Origin of the sequence: Nocardia sp. NPDC005825 (assembly GCF_040630175.1) — a bacterium.
Lineage (GTDB): Bacteria > Actinomycetota > Actinomycetes > Mycobacteriales > Mycobacteriaceae > Nocardia.
The window spans coordinates 539,836-558,484 of sequence record NZ_JBEXXC010000004.1 but is presented as its reverse complement, the minus strand read 5'-3'; the positions used below and the strand labels follow the sequence as shown (position 1 = coordinate 558,484).

15 protein-coding genes are annotated in these 18,649 nt (G+C 66.9%); 7 read left to right on the top strand and 8 right to left on the bottom strand.

All coding sequences use genetic code 11. The features are described 5' to 3' along the window. Positions 1-110 precede the first annotated feature (110 nt). From ABZ382_RS14840 to rpmH, 8 genes are all read right to left on the bottom strand, one after another. Positions 111-1,124 (bottom strand): ParB/RepB/Spo0J family partition protein, encoded by a 1,014-nt coding sequence (locus tag ABZ382_RS14840; protein ID WP_357088513.1) that lies wholly within the window; start codon positions 1,122-1,124, stop codon positions 111-113. Positions 1,125-1,177: 53 nt separating this feature from the next. Then, complete coding sequence (locus ABZ382_RS14835; RefSeq protein ID WP_357088510.1) at positions 1,178-2,200, bottom strand: ParA family protein; 1,023 nt, start codon at positions 2,198-2,200, stop codon at positions 1,178-1,180. Positions 2,201-2,455: 255 nt separating this feature from the next. Continuing rightward, entirely contained in the window at positions 2,456-3,235 is a 780-nt protein-coding gene (rsmG, locus tag ABZ382_RS14830) for a 16S rRNA (guanine(527)-N(7))-methyltransferase RsmG (protein WP_357088507.1), read from the bottom strand. Between the two features lie 83 nt (positions 3,236-3,318). Further along, on the bottom strand, positions 3,319-3,855 hold the full coding sequence (locus tag ABZ382_RS14825; protein ID WP_357088504.1) for a protein jag: 537 nt from the start codon (positions 3,853-3,855) through the stop codon (positions 3,319-3,321). 30 nt (positions 3,856-3,885) lie between these two features. After that, the gene (gene yidC / locus ABZ382_RS14820; protein ID WP_357088801.1) at positions 3,886-4,968 is read right to left on the bottom strand and encodes a membrane protein insertase YidC; all 1,083 of its coding nucleotides are present in this window, start codon (positions 4,966-4,968) and stop codon (positions 3,886-3,888) included. 4 nt (positions 4,969-4,972) lie between these two features. After that, positions 4,973-5,314 carry a membrane protein insertion efficiency factor YidD gene (gene yidD / locus ABZ382_RS14815; protein WP_357088502.1) on the bottom strand — a complete coding sequence of 114 codons (342 nt, stop codon included), beginning with the start codon at positions 5,312-5,314 and terminating at the stop codon, positions 4,973-4,975. Continuing rightward, complete coding sequence (gene rnpA / locus ABZ382_RS14810; protein WP_357088500.1) at positions 5,311-5,682, bottom strand: ribonuclease P protein component; 372 nt, start codon at positions 5,680-5,682, stop codon at positions 5,311-5,313. Before rnpA ends, yidD begins: the two co-directional genes overlap by 4 nt. 87 nt (positions 5,683-5,769) lie before the next feature. Then, positions 5,770-5,913, bottom strand: coding sequence for a 50S ribosomal protein L34 (gene rpmH, locus ABZ382_RS14805; protein ID WP_033085250.1), 144 nt, complete (start codon positions 5,911-5,913; stop codon positions 5,770-5,772). 559 nt (positions 5,914-6,472) lie between these two features. On the opposite strand from rpmH, the gene dnaA reads away from it, so the two are divergent. The 7 genes from dnaA to ABZ382_RS14770 all read left to right on the top strand — a co-directional run bounded on the left by dnaA (position 6,473) and on the right by ABZ382_RS14770 (position 18,554). Beyond that, positions 6,473-8,551 (top strand): chromosomal replication initiator protein DnaA, encoded by a 2,079-nt coding sequence (gene dnaA, locus ABZ382_RS14800; RefSeq protein WP_357088498.1) that lies wholly within the window; start codon positions 6,473-6,475, stop codon positions 8,549-8,551. Between the two features lie 781 nt (positions 8,552-9,332). After that, positions 9,333-10,502, top strand: a complete 1,170-nt coding sequence (dnaN, locus tag ABZ382_RS14795; protein WP_357088495.1) for a DNA polymerase III subunit beta — start codon at positions 9,333-9,335, stop codon at positions 10,500-10,502. 94 nt (positions 10,503-10,596) lie between these two features. Next, on the top strand, positions 10,597-11,769 hold the full coding sequence (gene recF / locus ABZ382_RS14790; RefSeq protein ID WP_357088492.1) for a DNA replication/repair protein RecF: 1,173 nt from the start codon (positions 10,597-10,599) through the stop codon (positions 11,767-11,769). A gap of 114 nt (positions 11,770-11,883) precedes the next feature. Beyond that, positions 11,884-12,480: a DUF721 family protein gene (locus ABZ382_RS14785; RefSeq protein WP_357088490.1), complete on the top strand. Its 597-nt coding sequence runs from the start codon at positions 11,884-11,886 to the stop codon at positions 12,478-12,480. 422 nt (positions 12,481-12,902) lie between these two features. Then, the gene (gene gyrB / locus ABZ382_RS14780; protein ID WP_357088487.1) at positions 12,903-14,945 is read left to right on the top strand and encodes a DNA topoisomerase (ATP-hydrolyzing) subunit B; all 2,043 of its coding nucleotides are present in this window, start codon (positions 12,903-12,905) and stop codon (positions 14,943-14,945) included. A gap of 79 nt (positions 14,946-15,024) precedes the next feature. After that, on the top strand, positions 15,025-17,538 hold the full coding sequence (gene gyrA / locus ABZ382_RS14775; RefSeq protein ID WP_357088484.1) for a DNA gyrase subunit A: 2,514 nt from the start codon (positions 15,025-15,027) through the stop codon (positions 17,536-17,538). A gap of 161 nt (positions 17,539-17,699) precedes the next feature. Continuing rightward, on the top strand, positions 17,700-18,554 hold the full coding sequence (locus tag ABZ382_RS14770) for a DUF3566 domain-containing protein (protein ID WP_357088483.1): 855 nt from the start codon (positions 17,700-17,702) through the stop codon (positions 18,552-18,554). Positions 18,555-18,649: the final 95 nt, after the last annotated feature.

The following is an 18,649-nucleotide window of genomic DNA, read 5'->3' as shown; positions in this document are numbered from 1 at the left end:
ACACAGTGCTCGCCAGCAAGAATAAGCGATCAACGCTTTACGCCTCTCCAGGGCCGTAAACCCGAACGTCACAGTGACGTTTCCACTGTGACCTCCGGGATGGGCCCTCCTTAGGGCCTGGACTGCTCCATCATGCTGACAATCCGCTCCAGATCGTCGATGGAGCCGAATTCGACAGTGATCTTTCCCTTGCGCTTGCCGAGGCTGACCGTGACGCGAGTGTCGAACGACTCCGACAACCGCTCCGCCACATCCTGCAGACCCGGCATCTGAATCGGCTTCCGCTTCGGCGCCGGGGGAGCGGCCGCATCCGGATTCCGGTTCGCCAGCGTCACCGCTTCCTCGGTGGCCCGCACCGACATGCCCTCGGCGACGATCCGCGCGGCCAATGCCTCCTGCGCATCGGCACCCGCCTCCAGCGCCAGCAGAGCGCGCGCGTGGCCGGCGGACAAGACGTTCGCGGCCACCCGGCGCTGCACCGGAATCGGAAGCTTCAGCAGCCGAATCATATTCGTCACCACCGGACGCGAACGGCCGATCCGCGAAGCCAGTTCCTCGTGGGTGACGCCGAACTCCTCCAGCAGCTGCTGGTAGGCGGCCGCCTCCTCGAGCGGGTTCAGCTGCACGCGATGGATGTTCTCCAGCAACGCATCCCGCAGCATGGAGTCGTCCGCGGTCTCGCGCACGATGGCCGGGATGGCCTCCAGCCCCGCCTCCTGGCTGGCCCGCCAACGCCGCTCACCCATGATGAGCTGATAGCGGGGGACCGGCCCGGACTCGACCTGACGCACCACGATGGGCTGCATCAGACCGAATTCCTTGATGGAGTGCACCAGTTCGGCCAGCGCCTCTTCTTCGAAGACGGAGCGCGGCTGCTTCGGGTTGGGCTCGATCTGCTGCGGCGGGATCTCCCGGTACACCGCGCCCGGGTCCGCGCCGTCGACCGCCTCGACCGGATCGGGGACCCGATGCAGGTGTGCCGACGCGGGTTGCGGCCCACTCGGATCGACGCCGATGACGACATTGGCCGCGGCACTGCCCAGCCCGCCCGGTGTGGTGGCCGGTCCGGTCGGAATCAATGCCGCGAGGCCGCGCCCCAGTCCACCCTTCTTCGCCTGACTCATCGGCCTACCGACCCCTTCCATTGTTCACCGTCACCGCCACCGAGATTCTTTATCTACACACCGGATTGTGCGTCCGAAGCGGGCACCGGCGCGGCTTGGCGCGCCGAGTTCCGCGCCGCGATCTCACGACCGGCGTCGAGGTAGCTCATCGCACCCCGCGAGCCCGGATCGTAATCGAGGACGGTCATGCCGTACCCGGGAGCCTCCGACACCTTCACGCTGCGGGGGATGACCGAGCGCAGCACCGCGTCACCGAAGTGCGAGCGGACTTCCTCGGCCACCTGATCGGCGAGCTTGGTGCGGCCGTCGTACATGGTGAGCACGACGGTGGAGACATGCAGTCCGGGATTCAGGTGCGCCTGCACCAGACCGATATTGCGGAGCAGCTGACCCACGCCCTCGAGTGCGTAGTACTCGCACTGGATGGGGATCAACACTTCCTTGGCGGCGACCATGGCATTGACGGTGAGCAGACCCAGCGACGGCGGGCAGTCGATCATGACGTAGTCGATGTCGTACCCGGCGAGGTTCGCTTCCTGGATGGCGGCCTTGAGGCGACCCTCGCGGGCGACCATGGAGACGAGTTCGATCTCGGCGCCGGCGAGGTCGATGGTGGCGGGGATGCAGAGCAGTCGTTCATTGTGCGGGCTCTGCTGGATGGCGTCGCTGACCGAGCACTCGCCGATGAGGAGTTCATAGCTGGACGGGGTGCCCGACTGGTGGGGGATACCGAGCGCGGTGCTGGCATTGCCCTGCGGGTCGAGGTCGATGACGAGCACCCGCATGCCCTGGATGGCGAGCGCGGCAGCCAGATTCACGGCCGTGGTGGTCTTGCCCACGCCGCCCTTCTGATTGGCGATGGTGATGACGCGCTGTTCTTTGGGACGTGGGATGTGGGCATTGGTTCCCGACAGCACCTGGCTGGCGCGCTGCGCCTCGGCGGCAATCGGGGTGTCGGCGGAGATGTTGCCGTAGGGGGTGCGGCTGAACTCGTCCGTATCGAAGGGACCGCTATCGAGCATGCCGGGAACCCGAGACGTTGTTTCCCGTGAAACATTCGCCGGACCGTTGGACATACAGGCTCCTAACCCCGAGAACTCAAAGACACGTGGCCGAGCTGAAATTCGCGCGCCTGGCAGCGGCAGCCGCGTCACTGCGTTGTCACTGAGGGCTGGCTGGAATCGGCTGGAAGTCGTTCATCGCTCGACGTTCATTAGCTTGCCAGTAGAGGACACAATACGGAAGTTGAACGCACAGCTTCGCACCACGACACACCCGAGGCGACTCAAAGATCGCAAAGGGGCGCATGTTTCACGGGAAACATCGCTTCGTCAGTGACGCTTCGAGGGCGGGGTCCCACGACCCCCGGCTTTGCGCTCAGCACTCGCCGCTTTGCGTTCCGCACTGCCTGCTTTGCGCTCCGCGCGACGCTCGGCGCGGGCCAGCCGCTCCGCACTGATGACGAAGGTGGGCGTCTCGAGCACTCCCACACCGCATTCCAGAACTTCGGCGTGACCCGCGCCCGCCTTGGTGAGCTCGTCGCGATCGCGCTCGAGTTCCTCGGCGGCGCTGATTCCCTTGAGGGCCAACATCCGTCCGTGCTCGTGCACCAGCGGCATGGACCAGCCCGCGAGCTTCGCCAGGGGAGCGACCGCACGGGAGGTGACGATGTCCGCGCCGCCCGCCTCCTTCTTCACGCCCGCCTGCTCGGCTCGGCCGCGCACGATGACGATATTGTCCAGCCCCGCCTCGGCCGCGAACTCGGCGAGGAAGACGGTCCGGCGAAGCAGCGGCTCGACCAAGGTGATCCGGAGATCGGGCCGGGCGATGGCGAGCGGGATGCCGGGCAGCCCCGCGCCACTGCCGATGTCGACCACGCGCGCGCCGGGCGCGATGAGGTCACCGATCACCGCGCAGTTGAGGATGTGGCGATCCCAGAGTCGGGGAACCTCGCGGGGGCCGATCAGTCCGCGCTCCACACCCGCGGTCGCGAGCGCGGTGTAGTACTGCCGGGCCTTGTCGAGTCGATCGCCGAAAACGACCGCGGCAGCGGCCGGGGGATCGACCGGACCCGGAGCGGTCATCTCGGTGTCTGGTTCCACGTGAAACATCCTTCCGGGGGGACGACTGTAGCTAAAAGAGTAGGGCCCCTGGGTTTCCGAAACCCGGGGGCCCTACCTCTGCGATCCGCGTGTCAGCCGGGGAGTACCACCACGTGACGATTCGGCTCGACACCCTCGCTCTCGCTCACGACACCGTCGATCGCGGCCACGGCGTCATGCACGATCTTGCGCTCGAACGGAGTCATGGGGGAGAGCGCCTCGCGCTCGCCGGACTCCAGCACGCGCTTACCGGCCTCGGTGCCGAGCGCGCTCAACTCCGAACGACGCGCGGCCCGCCAGCCCGCCACATCCAGCATGAGCCGGCTGCGGATACCGGTCGCCTGCTGCACGGCCAGCCGGGTCAGCTCCTGGAGCGCGTCCAGCACCTCACCGCGGCGGCCTACCAGCTTCGCCAGATCCTTGCCGCCGTCGATGCTCACGATGGCGCGGTCGCCCTCGACATCGAGGTCGATATCGCCGTCGAAGTCGAGGACATCCAGCAACTGCTCGAGGTAGTCGCCGGCGATCTCGCCCTCTTCGATGAGCGCTTCCTCGGAGTCGCTCGCGGCGCCCGGCGCGGCCGTCGCTGACGTCACAGTGGGATCCCCTCCGTCGGTTTCAACAGTCATGGTTGTTTCCTTCATCTGGAGTTGTAAGTCTCAGCGACGCCGCTTCTGGTTGGCGCGACCACGGTTGCCCGACCGCTTCTTTCCGGTGGCGGGCTTGGCGCCGGCGGCCGGCTTGGCGGGCGCGGGGTTCACACCATTCTGCGACGCGTCGTCGGCGGCATCGGTCACGGCGTCCTCGACCTTGGTGCCGGACTGCTTCTTGCGAACGTCGACCGGCTTCGCGCCCGGCTTCGGGGCGTTCTGGGCGCGGCGCTCGAGGGCGGCCTGCTTCTTCTCGTCTTCTTCCTTGCCGATCTTGCTGAAGACGAGGTGCTGCTGACCGTAGGTCCAGATGTTGTTGGAGACCCAGTAGATCAGGATGGCGACGGGCAGGAACGGGCCACCGACCAGCACGCCGAGGGGGAACACGTACAGCGCCAGCTTGTTCATCATGGCGGCCTGCGGGTTGGCCGCGGCCTCCGCCGACTGCCGTTCCACCGAGGCGCGGGCGTTCATGTGGGTCGCGACACCGGCGATCACCATGAGCGGAATCGAGACCAGCGCGATGGCCAGCTTGGTCGGCACGCCGCCGTAATCGGCGAAGGACTCCAGCACCTTCGCCGGCTCGGTGATGTACGCCGAGAGGGGAGCCCCGAAGAGCCGTGCGGTCAGGAAGGACTGGACGTCGCCCGCGGAGAAGATGTAGTTCGGGGTGTGGGCGTTGTCGTAGGGCGACATGCCCAGCTGGCCGATCCCGGTGCCGGTGCGGTTGAACGACCGCAGCACGTGGAACAGACCCAGGAACACCGGAACCTGCAGCAGCACCGGCAGACAGCCCATGAGCGGGTTGAATCCGTGTTCCTTCTGCAGCTTCTGCATCTCGACCGTCATCTGCTGACGGTCGTTCTTGTACTTCTTCTGCAGCTCCTTGATCTGGGGCTGCAGCTCCTGCATCTGCCGGGTGGTGCGGACCTGCTTCACGAACGGCTTGTAGAGCACCAGCCGCAACGTGAACACCAGGAACACCACGGCCAGGGCCCAGGCGAATCCGCTGTTCTTGCCCAGCACATACCCGAATGCCTGGTGCCAGAACCACAGAATGGCCGACACCGGGTAATAGATGAAGTCGAGCACGGCGCTATGCACTCCCGTCGTTCGTATCGCCGGTCACCGCGGGCGATGATCCTTCGTAAGCTGATGCCGCGTGCCGGTGCTTGCGCTCCGGAACGGGGTCCCACCCACCAGGGTGCCAGGGCGCACATTTCGCCAGACGGACGGCTGCCAGTCCGAGTCCGACGAACAGTCCGCGGGTGCGCAACGCCGTCACCGCGTACTCACTGCACGTGGGAGTGAATCGGCACACCGGCATGCGGGTGGGGGAGATGTAAGTCCGATACAGCTCGATGAGGAATATCAGAGCTTTGGCCGGTAATCCGGCAGCCGCGCGCAGCGCGCCCGCAGAAGAATGCGGCGCGTTCATGCGAGGGAGCCGAGCTTGCGCAGCCCACTGTGCAACTGGCGCAGCAGTTCTTCGGAGGGCGCGTCGGCGGCACCCGGGAGGGCGCGAATGACAACATCTGCGCCGCCGGGCAATTCGGCCGTCAGGCTTGCGCAGATATGACGCAGGCGGCGGGCCACCCGGTGGCGTACCACCGCCGGACCCACCGCCTTGCTGACGATCAAGCCGAAACGCGGACCGCCCACCCGGATAGCCGGGGTCGATCCGTTCGCTTGATCGTCGTGTAGCAGTACGTGCACAACGAGGTCCCGTCTCCCGATCCGCCGGCCCTGGCGCACCGTCCGGGAAAAGTCGGTGCGCCGGTGCAGCCGGTAGGGCTCAGGCAGCACCTGAGCGTCCAGCGGAGTGCGGGCGGATGGGGGACCGGAGACCGGACGGCGAGTCGCTCATACGACGCCGCATCCGGGGTTTCCGAATCAGGCGGTCAGCTTGGCGCGGCCCTTGCCACGACGAGCCGACACGATGGCGCGACCCGCACGGGTCCGCATCCGGAGACGGAAGCCGTGGACGCGCGCCCGACGACGGTTGTTCGGCTGGAACGTCCGCTTGCCCTTGGCCACGGTCAACACTCCTCTAAGTGGTGGACGTCTGGTGACGCCCGAAGCTGTTCGGTGAAACGGTGCTCTCGACGGACGGGAGTCCCTCGGCGCAATACCCTTGTCGGCACGGGCAGCAGACAGCCGCCACCGCACCATAGGGTGACTGTAGAAGGGTACTTACCCCCTGGACGAGGGTCAAACCCGGGGGTCGAGGCCCGATTTCGCGGGACTGGATCGATCGTTCCGCGTGGCGTCCGGTGAGGGTTCGTGTCGGAGCACCGGTGTCGTGTACGGTCCTTCCCAGTCCCTTCCGGTGACCGCGGATGGCCTCGTCCTCCGCCCCGCGAGCGGTATTGCCAGCTGGTAGCTGTGAAGCCGCAGGTACGCGCCGGATCCGAGGAATCAGACACGCGGACACGTGTATCCCCAGGTTGTCCACATCTGTGGATAATTGTGTGGAAATACCCCTGGAGTGGCATATTCGTAGGGCCGACGGTACCCGCCGACGCCCGGTGACTGGGGGAGCCGAGCAGCGCAACCGTCTGCTCCTATCGACCTACATCCGGGGAGGACTACGTTCGTGGACGACGAGCAGAATGTGCTGACGGCTGTCTGGCCGGAGGTGATCGCCGAATTGGCGAGTGGCTCCGCGGATGGGGAGATCCAGCCGGTCAGCAAGGCTCACAAGGCGTGGCTCAACACTATCGAACCGATCACCTTCGCACAGGGGTTCGCCCTGCTCTCGGTGCCCGGCACGATGGCGCAGGTGACGGTCGAACGCGACCTGCGGGAGCTGATTCTGCGCTCTCTCGCCCGCCGCGGACTTCAGGTCGAGGGCCTGGGCGTGCGCATCCGCGCGCAGCAGAATCCGCCCGCCGGACGGTCCGCGAACGCGCCCCGGCACGCCCGCATGACCTCCCGCCCGGAGCGTCCCCGCGAGCCCGAGCCGACGCCCCCGGCGTACGCGCCCGAACCGCCGATGGCCGAGCGTCCACAGCCCTCGTACCAGTCCCAGCCGGAGTACGCGCCGCGCTACCTACCTCCCCAGGAGTACCCGGGCGAGTACGACGAGCGCGATGCTTATCCACCTGTGGAATATGGGCAGCCGCCGATGGCCGATGAGTTGCCGCCCGTCACCGCCGACCGTCCGGCCGCGCCCGAGCGGCCGTTGCCGGGTGGTGAACCGGCCGCCGCGCCCCTGGGCCAGCGGCCCGACCGGCGGCGGGACAACCATCGCGGCGCGCCCATGCCGCCGGGACAGGAGTCCCTGTTCTCCCCGGATCCCGACGACGAACCGGTCCGGTCCGCCCCGCAGCGGTACACCGAGGAGCCCGCGCCGCAGCGCTACGCGGATGAACCCGTGTCCCAGCGTTACGCCGACGAACCGTCCCCGCAGCGCTACGCGGACGAGCCCGCGCCGCAACGGTATTCCGACGAGCCCGCGCCGCAGCGTTATGCCGACGAACCGGCGGCCCGCTACGAGGAGCCCGCGCCGCGCTACTCGGAGGAACCGGCCGCGCGCCGTCCGATGGACGAGCCGCACGACGACGAGCCGGTGGTCAATGTCCGCAATTCGTGGCCGACGTATTTCAACCGGCCGCCCGAGCGGGAGCCGGCGCCCGCGCCGTCCTCGGCCAGTCTGAACGCGAAGTACACCTTCGACACCTTCGTCATCGGCGCGTCCAACCGCTTCGCGCACGCCGCGGCGGTGGCCATCGCGGAGGCGCCGGCGCGCGCCTACAACCCGCTGTTCGTTTGGGGCGCTTCGGGTTTGGGCAAGACGCACCTGTTGCACGCGGCGGGCCACTACGCGCAGCGGCTGTTCCCGGGCATGCGGGTGAAGTACGTGTCCACCGAGGAGTTCACGAACGACTTCATCAACTCGCTGCGTGACGACCGGAAGGTGGCGTTCAAGCGCCGCTACCGGGAGACCGACATCCTGCTGGTGGACGACATCCAGTTCATCGAGGGCAAGGAAGGCATCCAGGAGGAGTTCTTCCACACCTTCAACACCCTGCACAACGCGAACAAGCAGATCGTGGTGTCCTCCGACCGGCCGCCGAAGCAGCTGGCGACGCTGGAGGAGCGGCTGCGGACGCGGTTCGAGTGGGGTCTGATCACCGATGTGCAGCCGCCGGAGCTGGAGACTCGCATCGCGATCCTGCGCAAGAAGGCCCGCATGGACCGCCTGGATGTGCCGCACGACGTGCTCGAACTGATCGCCAGCCGGGTGGAGCGCAATATCCGCGAGCTGGAGGGCGCGCTGATCCGCGTCACCGCGTTCGCGTCGCTGAACGGGCAGCCGCTGGATCTGTCGCTGGCCGAGGTGGTGCTGCGGGATCTGATGCCCGACACCGCGACGCTGGAGATCACGGCGGCCACGATCATGGCCGTGACCGCGGAGTACTTCAACACCACGCTCGAAGAGCTCACCGGTCCGGGTAAGGCGCGGCCGCTGGCGCAGGCCCGGCAGATCGCCATGTACCTGTGCCGTGAACTCACCGATCTATCCCTGCCGAAGATCGGCCAGGCCTTCGGTCGCGACCACACCACGGTCATGTACGCGGAGAAGAAGGTGCGCAAGGAGATGACCGAGCGGCGCCGTGTGTACGACCAGGTTCAAGAACTCACAGCCCGAATTAAACAGCGTTCGCGCTGATCCACAGTCCACAGGACCCCACGTCGTCTGACGTGGGGTTCTTTGCTTTCCGGGGTTGTGGATTCCTCGAGGAGTCCTCGAGGAAAGGGTGTGGAGTCCTCGAGGAATCCCACTGTTGTCCACGGGGTTGCGCACAGGTCGCTACTCACAGTGGTGCACAGGTGTTGATCCACAGATCCCACAGGTGAATTCATCCTCGAGGGCTGAGCTGCGCGGATGGGGTTTTCGGCTTGTGGATTCCTCGAGGAGTCCCTGTCAGGTCCTCGAGGAATCCACGGGGTAGTCCCCGGTTCCATCCTCATGTGGGTATCCCGGCCCGTTTCGGGGGAGCAACTCGAGGATCACTCGAGGATGGCTGGGGAGTTCCCGGCGGACTCCACAAGCACCGGCTGTTCATCCTCGAGCCACCCCAACGACATCCCCACGCCGCCGCCCGGTCGGACCTGCGGAAACAGGCGAAGTCCACAGAACTAACAGGACCTACTACTACTTCAGTTCTTCATCTAGAGAAGGTTCTTCTAAAACAGGGTGTGTGGAAACTCGGGTTGGGAGGGCACGGTGCGATGGGCAGCTCCTCCACACCCGATCGGGAGGCAGGGAGGAGAAGGGAGAGGGACCGGTTCGCAACGGCAGGCTCGGCAGGGTCGGGGCAAAGGCTCGGTGGGTCGGCGTAGGCGGGTCGGTCTGGCGCAGGTACGGTTTGGTGTCGGCCCCGTGTGCGAGACTGCCGATTACCGTTTCGAGATCCGAACGACCCCCAGTGGAGAGGACAGACCGGGCGATGGAGCTTGCAAGCATGAAGTTTCGGGTCGCCCGCGAGGACTTCGCCGAATCCGTAGCCTGGGTGGCCCGCAGCCTGCCGTCGCGGCCTCCGGTGCCCGTGCTCGGTGGCGTACTCCTCGTGGCTGACGAGGACGGCCTGACGGTCTCCGGTTTCGATTACGAGGTCTCCGCGCAGATGCGGGTGGCCGCCGAGGTCGCCGGTCCGGGCCAGGTGCTGGTGTCGGGCCGCCTGCTGGCCGATATCACCAAGGCGCTGTCGAACAAGCCGGTGGACGTGTCGGTGGACGGCACCCGCGTGCTGATCGCCTGTGGCAGCGCCAAGTTCTCGCTGCCGACCATGCCCGTCGAGGACTATCCCCAGCTTCCCGAGCTCCCGCCGCAGACCGGTGAGCTCGCCGTGGATCTGTTCTCCGAGGCCGTCTCCCAGGTGGCCGTGGCCGCCGGCCGTGACGACACCCTTCCCATGCTCACCGGCATCCGTGTGGAGATCGAGGGCCCGAAGGTGGTCCTGGCCGCCACCGACCGTTTCCGGCTCGCTGTGCGCGAACTGGAGTGGCAGCCGGGCCGTGCGGATGTGGAGACCGCGGTCCTGGTCCCGGCTCGCACCCTGTCCGAGTCCGCGAAGACCCTCGGCGCCTCCGATCAGCCGGTGCAGCTGGCGTTCGGCACCGGCACCGACGGCCTGCTGGGCATCGTGAACGGCGGCCGCCGCACCACCACGCGCCTGCTCGACGCGGAATTCCCCAAGTTCCGCCAGTTGCTCCCCAAGGAGCACACCTCGCTCGCGACCATCGCGGTGAGCGCCCTGACCGAGGCCATCAAGCGTGTGGCCCTGGTGGCCGAGCGCGGCGCCCAGGTGCGGCTGGAGTTCTCCGAGGAGGGCCTGCTGCTCTCCGCCGGTGGCGACGACGCCGGTCGCGCCGAGGAATGGCTGGTCGCCGATTTCCGCGGTGAGCCGCTGACCATCGCCTTCAACCCCGGCTACCTGCTCGACGGCCTCTCCGCCGCGCATTCGGACCGAGTGACCTTCGGCTTCACCACGCCCAGCCGTCCGGCGGTGTTCCTGCCCGCGCCGGAGGAGGAGCCCGCGCAGCTGGAGTCGGGCGCCTTCGCGGCGCTGGCCGGAAACTACATCTACCTGTTGATGCCGGTGCGGCTGCCGGGCTGAGCAGGTTTGGCGACCCATCGCTTCGGAGCGAACGACACACCTGTGCACAGTGTTGACAAACCTGTGAAAAACGCGGGGACGGTGGACTGACCGGATGCACGTGCGTGCGCTGTCACTGCGCGATTTCCGGTCCTGGGAGGCCGCCGAACTCGAACTTTCGCCCGGTGGAACGGTTTTCCTGGGGTCCAACGGGAACGGCAAGACCAACCTGATCGAGGCCATCGGATATTTGTCCACACTCGGCTCACATCGGGTGTCGGCCGATGCTCCGCTCATCCGGATCGGCGCGCAGAAGGCCCGGATCGGCGCGACGGTGGTGAACACCGGCCGCGAGCTGCGGGTGGACATGGAGCTGAATCAGGGCGCCGCCAATCGTGCCCAGATCAATCGCTCCCCGGTGCGGCGGCCGCGGGAGATCCTGGGGATTCTGCAGACGGTGTTGTTCGCTCCCGAGGATCTGTCGCTGGTGCGCGGGGATCCGGGGGAGCGGCGGCGGTTCCTGGACGAGCTGGCCACGGCCCGGCTGCCGCGCCTGGCCGGGGTGCGCGCGGATTACGAGAAGGTGCTGCGGCAGCGGTCGGCCCTGTTGAAAACGGCTGGGCGCAATGCCCGTTCGGGGGCGCGGGGCGCGGAGATGAGCACCCTCGACGTGTGGGACGGGCATCTGGCGGCGCACGGCGCGGTGCTGCTCGCGCATCGGCTGCGGCTTGTCCACGACCTTTATCCACATCTTGCACAGGCTTATTCAGATATCGCGCCCGAGTCCCGGCCCGCGTCGATCGGCTATCGCAGTGCGAGTCTGCCGCCGGAGTTCCTGGATTCCGCGCGTTCTCCACAGGACGATGACGAGGAGGCGCTCGAGGCGATCCTGTTGCGGGAGTTGGCCGCCGCGCGTTCCAAGGAACTGGAGCGCGGGGTGTGCCTGGTCGGTCCGCACCGTGACGAGCTGGACCTGATGCTGGGGTCCGCGCCGGCCAAGGGTTTCGCCAGCCACGGTGAGTCCTGGTCCTTCGCACTGGCTTTGCGGCTCGGGGCGTTCGAATTGTTGCGGTCCGCCGGAACCGATCCGGTGCTGATCCTCGATGACGTCTTCGCCGAACTGGATCGTCGCCGTCGCAGCGCGCTGGCGCGGGTGGCCGCGGGCGCGGAGCAGGTGTTGATCACCGCGGCCGTGCCCGAGGACGTTCCGCCCGAACTCGATGCCGCGCCGCAGCGCGTGGAGACGACCGGGGAGGCGGATCAGCGGGCCTCCCGGATCGTGGAGTGAGGTTCGCCGAATGCGTCGGCGGCGGGAATCGCCGAGTCGTCGGTGGCATGCGGCAGAATCACGTGACGAACCGAGGGTGATCATCCGGATTCCCAGGTGTGGAAGGAGTTGTGGATGGCCGAGTCGCCGGAAACCGACGACCACACCCCGCGCGGGGGTGCGACCGGACCGGGCGCCGAACCGGAGTTGCGCGGAGTCGATCTGGCTCGGCGCGCGCTGGAGGAGGCGCGGGCCGCGGCGCGTGCGGCGGGAAAGTCGGTGGGGCAGGGGCGGGCTTCGCCGGCCGCGCCACGCAAGGGTGGTATCCGGGCACTGCGAGGGGGTCGCAGAAGCTGGTCGGGTGCGGGCCCCGACGATCGGGATCCGCAGGCGTTCGCCGCGCTGGCGATGCAGTTGGCGAAGGGGCGCGGCTGGTCGGCCAAGGTTGCCGAGGGCACGGTGTTCGGTCGCTGGGCGGCCGTGGTGGGGGAGGACATCGCTTCCCATGCCCAGCCGATCTCGCTGGAGAACGGCGTGTTGAGCATTCAGGCCGAGTCCACGGCCTGGGCCACTCAGCTGCGCATGTTCCAGTCCCAGATCCTGGCGAAGATCGCGGCGGCGGTCGGGAACGGCGTGGTCAAGCAGCTCAAGATCAATGGCCCGACCGCGCCGAGCTGGCGCAAGGGCGAGCGGCACATCAAGGGCCGCGGTCCGCGCGACACCTACGGGTAGGCCGCTGTCACCGGGGTTCGGGCCGCGAATCCCGGCGTCCACGGGCTGGTTTCACGTGGAACGTTCGGAGATCACGATGAACCCTCGCGCAAACGCCCGCGTGTCCCCTGGCGCATCGACCGCTGAGGCTCCCGGAACCGCCCGGACCCATAACGGGTCATATCGCTGGTCGATTTCATGACCGTACGGCCCACTCAGGGGTGTCATAGGTGGGTTCTCTGTCGGTCGTACCAGTAGGATGAGGGAGTAACTAGCGGCGATACCTCCCGGCGCGTTCCGTAGCGCCCGCGCGTGGGCCCCCGTAACTCTCGAGCAGACAGTGTTCCGGAGCTCGGGCAGACAGTGTCTGTGGGCCTCACGCGTGCGACCGCACTGTGCCGGGAGGATCAGCAAGTAAGGAGAGCTACCGACCAGTGGCTGCCATGGACTCCAACGCAGACGGCTCGACCCAGCCCAAGTCAGGCAAGCCGACGTCGTACGGTGCCGACTCCATCACCGTTCTCGAGGGCCTCGAGGCGGTTCGCAAGCGCCCCGGTATGTACATCGGTTCCACCGGTGAGCGCGGCCTGCACCACCTGATCTGGGAGGTCGTCGACAACTCGGTCGACGAGGCGATGGCCGGATACGCCTCGCGGGTCGATGTCACCCTGCTGGCCGACGGCGGCGTCGAGGTGGTCGACGACGGCCGCGGTATCCCGGTCGCGATGCACGCTCAGGGTGTGCCCACCATCGAGGTGGTCATGACCCAGCTGCACGCGGGCGGCAAGTTCGACGGCGAATCCTATGCGGTGTCGGGCGGTCTGCACGGCGTCGGCATCTCGGTGGTGAACGCGCTGTCGACCCGGCTGCAGGCCGATGTGGACACCGACGGGTACCACTGGACCCAGGAGTACAAGGACTCCAAGCCGGGCAAGCTGGTGCAGGGCAGCCCGACCAAGCGCACCGGTACCACCATCAAGTTCTGGCCGGACCCGGACATCTTCGAGACCACCACCTTCAGCTTCGAGACGGTCGCACGCCGCCTGCAGGAGATGGCGTTCCTGAACAAGGGCCTGACCATCACGCTGACCGATCAGCGGGTGTCCGAGGGCGACGTCACCGACGAGGTGGTCAGCGAGACCGCCGAGGCGCCCAAGCATGTCGACGAGAACACCCCGGCCGCCGAGCCGAAGGTGAAGACCCGCACCTACCACTACCCGGGCGGCCTCGAGGACTACGTCAAGCACATCAACCGGACCAAGACCCCGATCCACAACTCGATCGTGGCGTTCACCGGTAAGGGCACCGGCCACGAGGTCGAGGTCGCGATGCAGTGGAACTCGGGTTACTCCGAGTCCGTCCACACCTTCGCCAACACCATCAACACCCATGAGGGCGGTACCCACGAGGAGGGCTTCCGCGCGGCGCTCACCACGGTGGTGAACAAGTACGCGAAGGACAAGAAGCTTCTCAAGGAGAAGGAAGGCAACCTCACCGGTGACGACATCCGTGAGGGTCTCGCCGCCATCGTGAGCGTGAAGATCGCCGACCCGCAGTTCGAGGGCCAGACGAAGACCAAGCTCGGCAACACCGAGGTGAAGTCCTTCGTCCAGCGCACCTGCAACGAGCACATCTCGCACTGGTTCGAGGCGAACCCGGCCGACGCGAAGACGATTGTGCAGAAGGCGGTTTCGTCGGCGCAGGCCCGCGTCGCCGCTCGTAAGGCGCGAGAGCTGGTGCGGCGCAAGTCCGCCACCGATCTGGGCGGCCTGCCGGGCAAGCTGGCCGACTGCCGTTCCAAGGATCCGAGCAAGTCCGAGATCTACATCGTGGAGGGTGACTCCGCCGGTGGCTCGGCCAAGTCCGGTCGTGACTCGATGTACCAGGCGATCCTGCCGCTGCGCGGCAAGATCATCAATGTCGAGAAGGCGCGTATCGACCGCGTCCTGAAGAACACCGAAGTGCAGTCCATCATCACCGCGTTCGGCACCGGCATCCACGACGAGTTCGATATCGCCAAGCTGCGCTATCACAAGATCGTGCTGATGGCCGACGCCGATGTGGACGGCCAGCACATCTCGACCCTGCTGCTCACCCTGCTGTTCCGCTTCATGCGCCCGCTGGTCGAGCACGGTCACGTGTACCTGGCCATGCCGCCGCTGTACAAGCTGAAGTGGCAGCGCTCGGAGCCGGAGTTCGCCTACTCCGACCGTGAGCGCGACGGGCTGCTGGAGCGCGGTCTGGCGGCCGGCAAGAAGATCAACAAGGACGACGGCATCCAGCGCTACAAGGGTCTCGGCGAGATGAACCCGAAGGAGCTGTGGGAGACCACCATGGATCCGAGCGTGCGGGTCCTGCGCCTGGTCACCCTCGATGACGCCGCCGCGGCCGATGAGCTGTTCTCCATCCTGATGGGTGAGGACGTGGAGGCTCGCCGCAGCTTCATCACTCGGAACGCCAAGGACGTCCGGTTCCTCGACGTGTAATTCGCGACGGCAGCGGCCCTTCCGGGTCGCTGCCTGCGCGCCGCGAGGACCACCCACAACTTCTGACGGAGACCAATTCATGACTGAGACTTCGCTTCCGCCTTCGGGTGGCGACCGCATCGAGCCGGTCGACATCCAGCAGGAGATGCAGAACTCCTACATCGACTACGCGATGAGCGTGATCGTCGGCCGCGCGCTGCCGGAGGTGCGCGACGGTATGAAGCCGGTGCACCGGCGCATCCTGTACGCGATGTACGACAACGGGTATCGGCCCGACCGCGGTTACGTGAAGTCCGCGCGCCCGGTCGCCGACACCATGGGTAACTACCACCCGCACGGTGACACGGCCATCTACGACACCCTGGTGCGTATGGCGCAGCCGTGGGCGCTGCGGTATCCGCTGGTCGACGGTCAGGGCAACTTCGGTTCCCGCGGTAATGACGGCGCGGCCGCCATGCGTTACACCGAGTGCCGCCTGACGCCGCTGGCGATGGAGATGCTGCGCGAGATCGACCACGAGACGGTCGATTTCGTCCCCAACTACGACGGTAAGACGCAGGAGCCGACCGTCCTGCCGAGCCGGGTGCCCGCCCTGCTCATGAACGGTTCCAACGGCATCGCCGTCGGTATGGCGACGAATATCCCGCCGCACAACCTGAACGAGCTGGCCGAGGCCATCTACTGGGCGCTGGACAATCACGACGCCGACGAGGAAGCCACTCTGGCCGCGTGCATCGAGCGGGTGAAGGGTCCGGACTTCCCGACCGCGGGCCTGATCGTGGGTACCCAGGGCATCCACGACGCCTACACCACCGGACGTGGTTCGGTCCGCATGCGCGGTGTCGTCGAGATCGAGGAGGACAGCCGCGGTCGCACCACGATCGTCATCACCGAGCTGCCGTACCAGGTCAATACCGACAACTTCATCAACGCCATCGCGGAGCAGGTGAAGGACGGCAAGATCGCGGGTGTCTCCGACATCCACGACGAGTCCTCCGACCGTGTCGGTATGCGCATCGTGGTGACCGTGAAGCGCGACGCCATCGCCAAGGTGGTGCTGAACAACCTCTACAAGCACACCCAGTTGCAGACCTCCTTCGGCTGCAACATGCTCTCGATCGTCGACAAGGTGCCGCGCACGCTGCGCCTGGATCAGATGATCCGGCTGTACGTGAACCACCAGTTGGAAGTCATCATCCGGCGCACCCGCTACCTGCTGCGCAAGGCGGAGGAGCGGGCTCACATCCTGCGCGGTCTGGTGAAGGCGCTGGATCTGCTGGATCAGGTCATCGCCTTGATCCGCCGTTCGGCCGACACCGAGACCGCCCGCACCGGCCTGATGCAGTTGCTGGAGATCGACGAGATCCAGGCGACCGCCATCCTCGACATGCAGCTGCGTCGCCTGTCGGCCCTGGAGCGGCAGAAGATCCTCGACGAGTTGGCCAAGATCGAGGCCGAGATCGCCGATTTGAACGACATCCTGGCCAAGCCGGAGCGTCAGCGCGCCATCGTCCGTGACGAATTGGCGGAGATCGTCGACAAGTACGGCGACGAGCGCCGCACCAAGATCATCGCGGCCGACGGCGACGTGCAGGACGAGGACCTGATCGCCCGCGAGGACGTGGTCGTCACGATCACCGAGACCGGCTACGCCAAGCGCACCAAGACCGACCTCTACCGTTCGCAGAAGCGCGGCGGCAAGGGCGTGCAGGGCGCGGGTCTCAAGCAGGACGACATCGTCAAGCACTTCTTCATCACCTCCACCCACGACTGGCTGCTGTTCTTCACCAACAAGGGCCGGGTGTACCGGGCCAAGGCGTACGAGCTGCCCGAGGCCAACCGCACCGCGCGCGGCCAGCACGTGGCGAACCTCCTGGCCTTCCAGCCGGACGAGAAGATCGCCCAGGTCATCCAGCTGAAGTCGTACGAGGACGCGCCGTACCTGGTGCTGGCCACCCGCAAGGGCCTGGTCAAGAAGTCCAAGCTGACCGACTTCGACTCGAACCGGACCGGCGGCATCGTGGCGGTCAATCTGCGCGACGAGGACGAATTGGTCGGCGCGGCACTGTGTTCGGCCGACGACGATCTGCTGCTCGTCTCCGCGCACGGCCAGTCGATCCGCTTCAACGCCAATGACGAGGTGCTGCGCCCCATGGGCCGCGCCACCTCCGGCGTGCAGGGCATGCGCTTCAACGCCGACGACGAACTGTTGTCGCTCAACGTGGTTCGTGACGCGGAGGGCATCTATCTGCTTGTCGCGACGGCGGGCGGGTACTCCAAGCGCACGGCCATCGACGAGTACACCGCGCAGGGTCGTGGCGGCAAGGGTGTGCTGACGATTCAGTACGACGAGAAGCGTGGCAGTCTGGTCGGTGCGCTCATTGTCAATGACGACGACGAGCTGTACGCGATCACCTCCGGCGGCGGTGTCATTCGCACACTGGCGCACCAGGTTCGTAAAGCGGGTCGTCAAACCAAGGGCGTCCGGTTGATGAACCTGGGTGAGGGCGATACTTTGCTCGCGATCGCTAGGAACGCGGATGAGCCCGACCAGGTTGCCGAAGATGACACCAGCGGTTCGGCGAAGCAGTAGTTTCTCCACAGCAGCGGCGGCACAACGGATCGAAGGATTCACCATTGACCACGAATCAGCCGAATGACCAGCGAGGTCACGCCAACGGCGTGACCGAGAGAATCGCTCCGTCCCCGATTCCGCCGCGGCCCATTCCGCGGCCGGGCGCGCAGGACGGTGGAATGCCGCAGAATTCCGAATTGCCGGACAAGTCCGGTGATTCGGCCGCCGAGGCCCCTGCGGCCGACGCGGCGCCCGCCGCCCCCGAGGCGGCGGACGGGCAGGGCGGTTCGCCCTTCCAGGAGGGCTGGTCGCAGCTGCCGCAGCGGGAGCCGCAGTCCAACCTGTACCGCCCGGGCCAGGCCCCGGCGACGGGCCGGCCGGGGACCAACCCGAGCCTCGGCGGTGGCGGCCTGCAGGGCGGCGGCCTGAACGCCGGTGTCTCCAATGCCCGCACTACCGCCGACCTGGCGGCCAAGGCGGCGCGCAAGGAGGCGGCCATGGTGAAGTCCGTCGGCATCGACGGACCGACCCGCAGCATCGCCCGCCCGGAACTGGTCAAGGATCTGCCGGATCTGTCCGAGCTGCGGCACCCGCTGCCGCCGCCGGAGCCGATCGCGCCGGCCGGTCCGGTCTCGCCGTCCGCCCCCGCGGCGGTGGCGCAGGCCGCGGCCACCGGTGAGCCGCTGCGCGCCACCGTGCAGCTGCGCCACATCGACCCGTGGTCCACGCTGAAGGTCTCGCTGGTGATCAGCGTGGCCATGTTCTTCGTCTGGATGCTGGCGGTCGGCCTGCTGTACCTGGTGCTGGAGGGCATGGGCGTCTGGGAGCGCCTGAACTCCACCTTCACCGACATGGTCTCGGACAACTCCAGCTCGGCGCTCATCGACGCGGGCACGGTCTTCGGCTACGCCGGTGTGATCGGCCTGATCAATGTGGTGCTGCTGACCGCGCTGTCCACGGTCGGGGTGTTCGTCTACAACCAGTGCACCGATCTGGTCGGCGGCATCCAGGTCACCCTGTCCGATCCGGACTAGGAAACCGCTGTTTTCGATCCGTCTGCGACGGCCGGTCAGTCTTGCTTCCGCAAGCCGCTGACCGGCCGTTTTGGTTATCGGTGCCGACGTACGGT

Excerpts from the sequence above, each read along its gene's own strand:
- yidD (WP_357088502.1), bottom strand. The coding sequence starts at position 5,314 with ATGAACGCGCCGCATTCTTCTGCGGGCGCGCTGCGCGCGGCTGCCGGA.
- dnaN (WP_357088495.1), top strand. The coding sequence starts at position 9,333 with ATGGAGCTTGCAAGCATGAAGTTTCGGGTCGCCCGCGAGGACTTCGCC.
- ABZ382_RS14835 (WP_357088510.1), bottom strand. The coding sequence starts at position 2,200 with ATGTCCAACGGTCCGGCGAATGTTTCACGGGAAACAACGTCTCGGGTT.
- ABZ382_RS14785 (WP_357088490.1), top strand. The coding sequence starts at position 11,884 with ATGGCCGAGTCGCCGGAAACCGACGACCACACCCCGCGCGGGGGTGCG.
- ABZ382_RS14840 (WP_357088513.1), bottom strand. The coding sequence starts at position 1,124 with ATGAGTCAGGCGAAGAAGGGTGGACTGGGGCGCGGCCTCGCGGCATTG.
- ABZ382_RS14770 (WP_357088483.1), top strand. The coding sequence starts at position 17,700 with ATGCCGCAGAATTCCGAATTGCCGGACAAGTCCGGTGATTCGGCCGCC.
- gyrA (WP_357088484.1), top strand. The coding sequence starts at position 15,025 with ATGACTGAGACTTCGCTTCCGCCTTCGGGTGGCGACCGCATCGAGCCG.
- rsmG (WP_357088507.1), bottom strand. The coding sequence starts at position 3,235 with ATGTTTCACGTGGAACCAGACACCGAGATGACCGCTCCGGGTCCGGTC.
- recF (WP_357088492.1), top strand. The coding sequence starts at position 10,597 with ATGCACGTGCGTGCGCTGTCACTGCGCGATTTCCGGTCCTGGGAGGCC.
- ABZ382_RS14825 (WP_357088504.1), bottom strand. The coding sequence starts at position 3,855 with ATGACTGTTGAAACCGACGGAGGGGATCCCACTGTGACGTCAGCGACG.
- gyrB (WP_357088487.1), top strand. The coding sequence starts at position 12,903 with ATGGACTCCAACGCAGACGGCTCGACCCAGCCCAAGTCAGGCAAGCCG.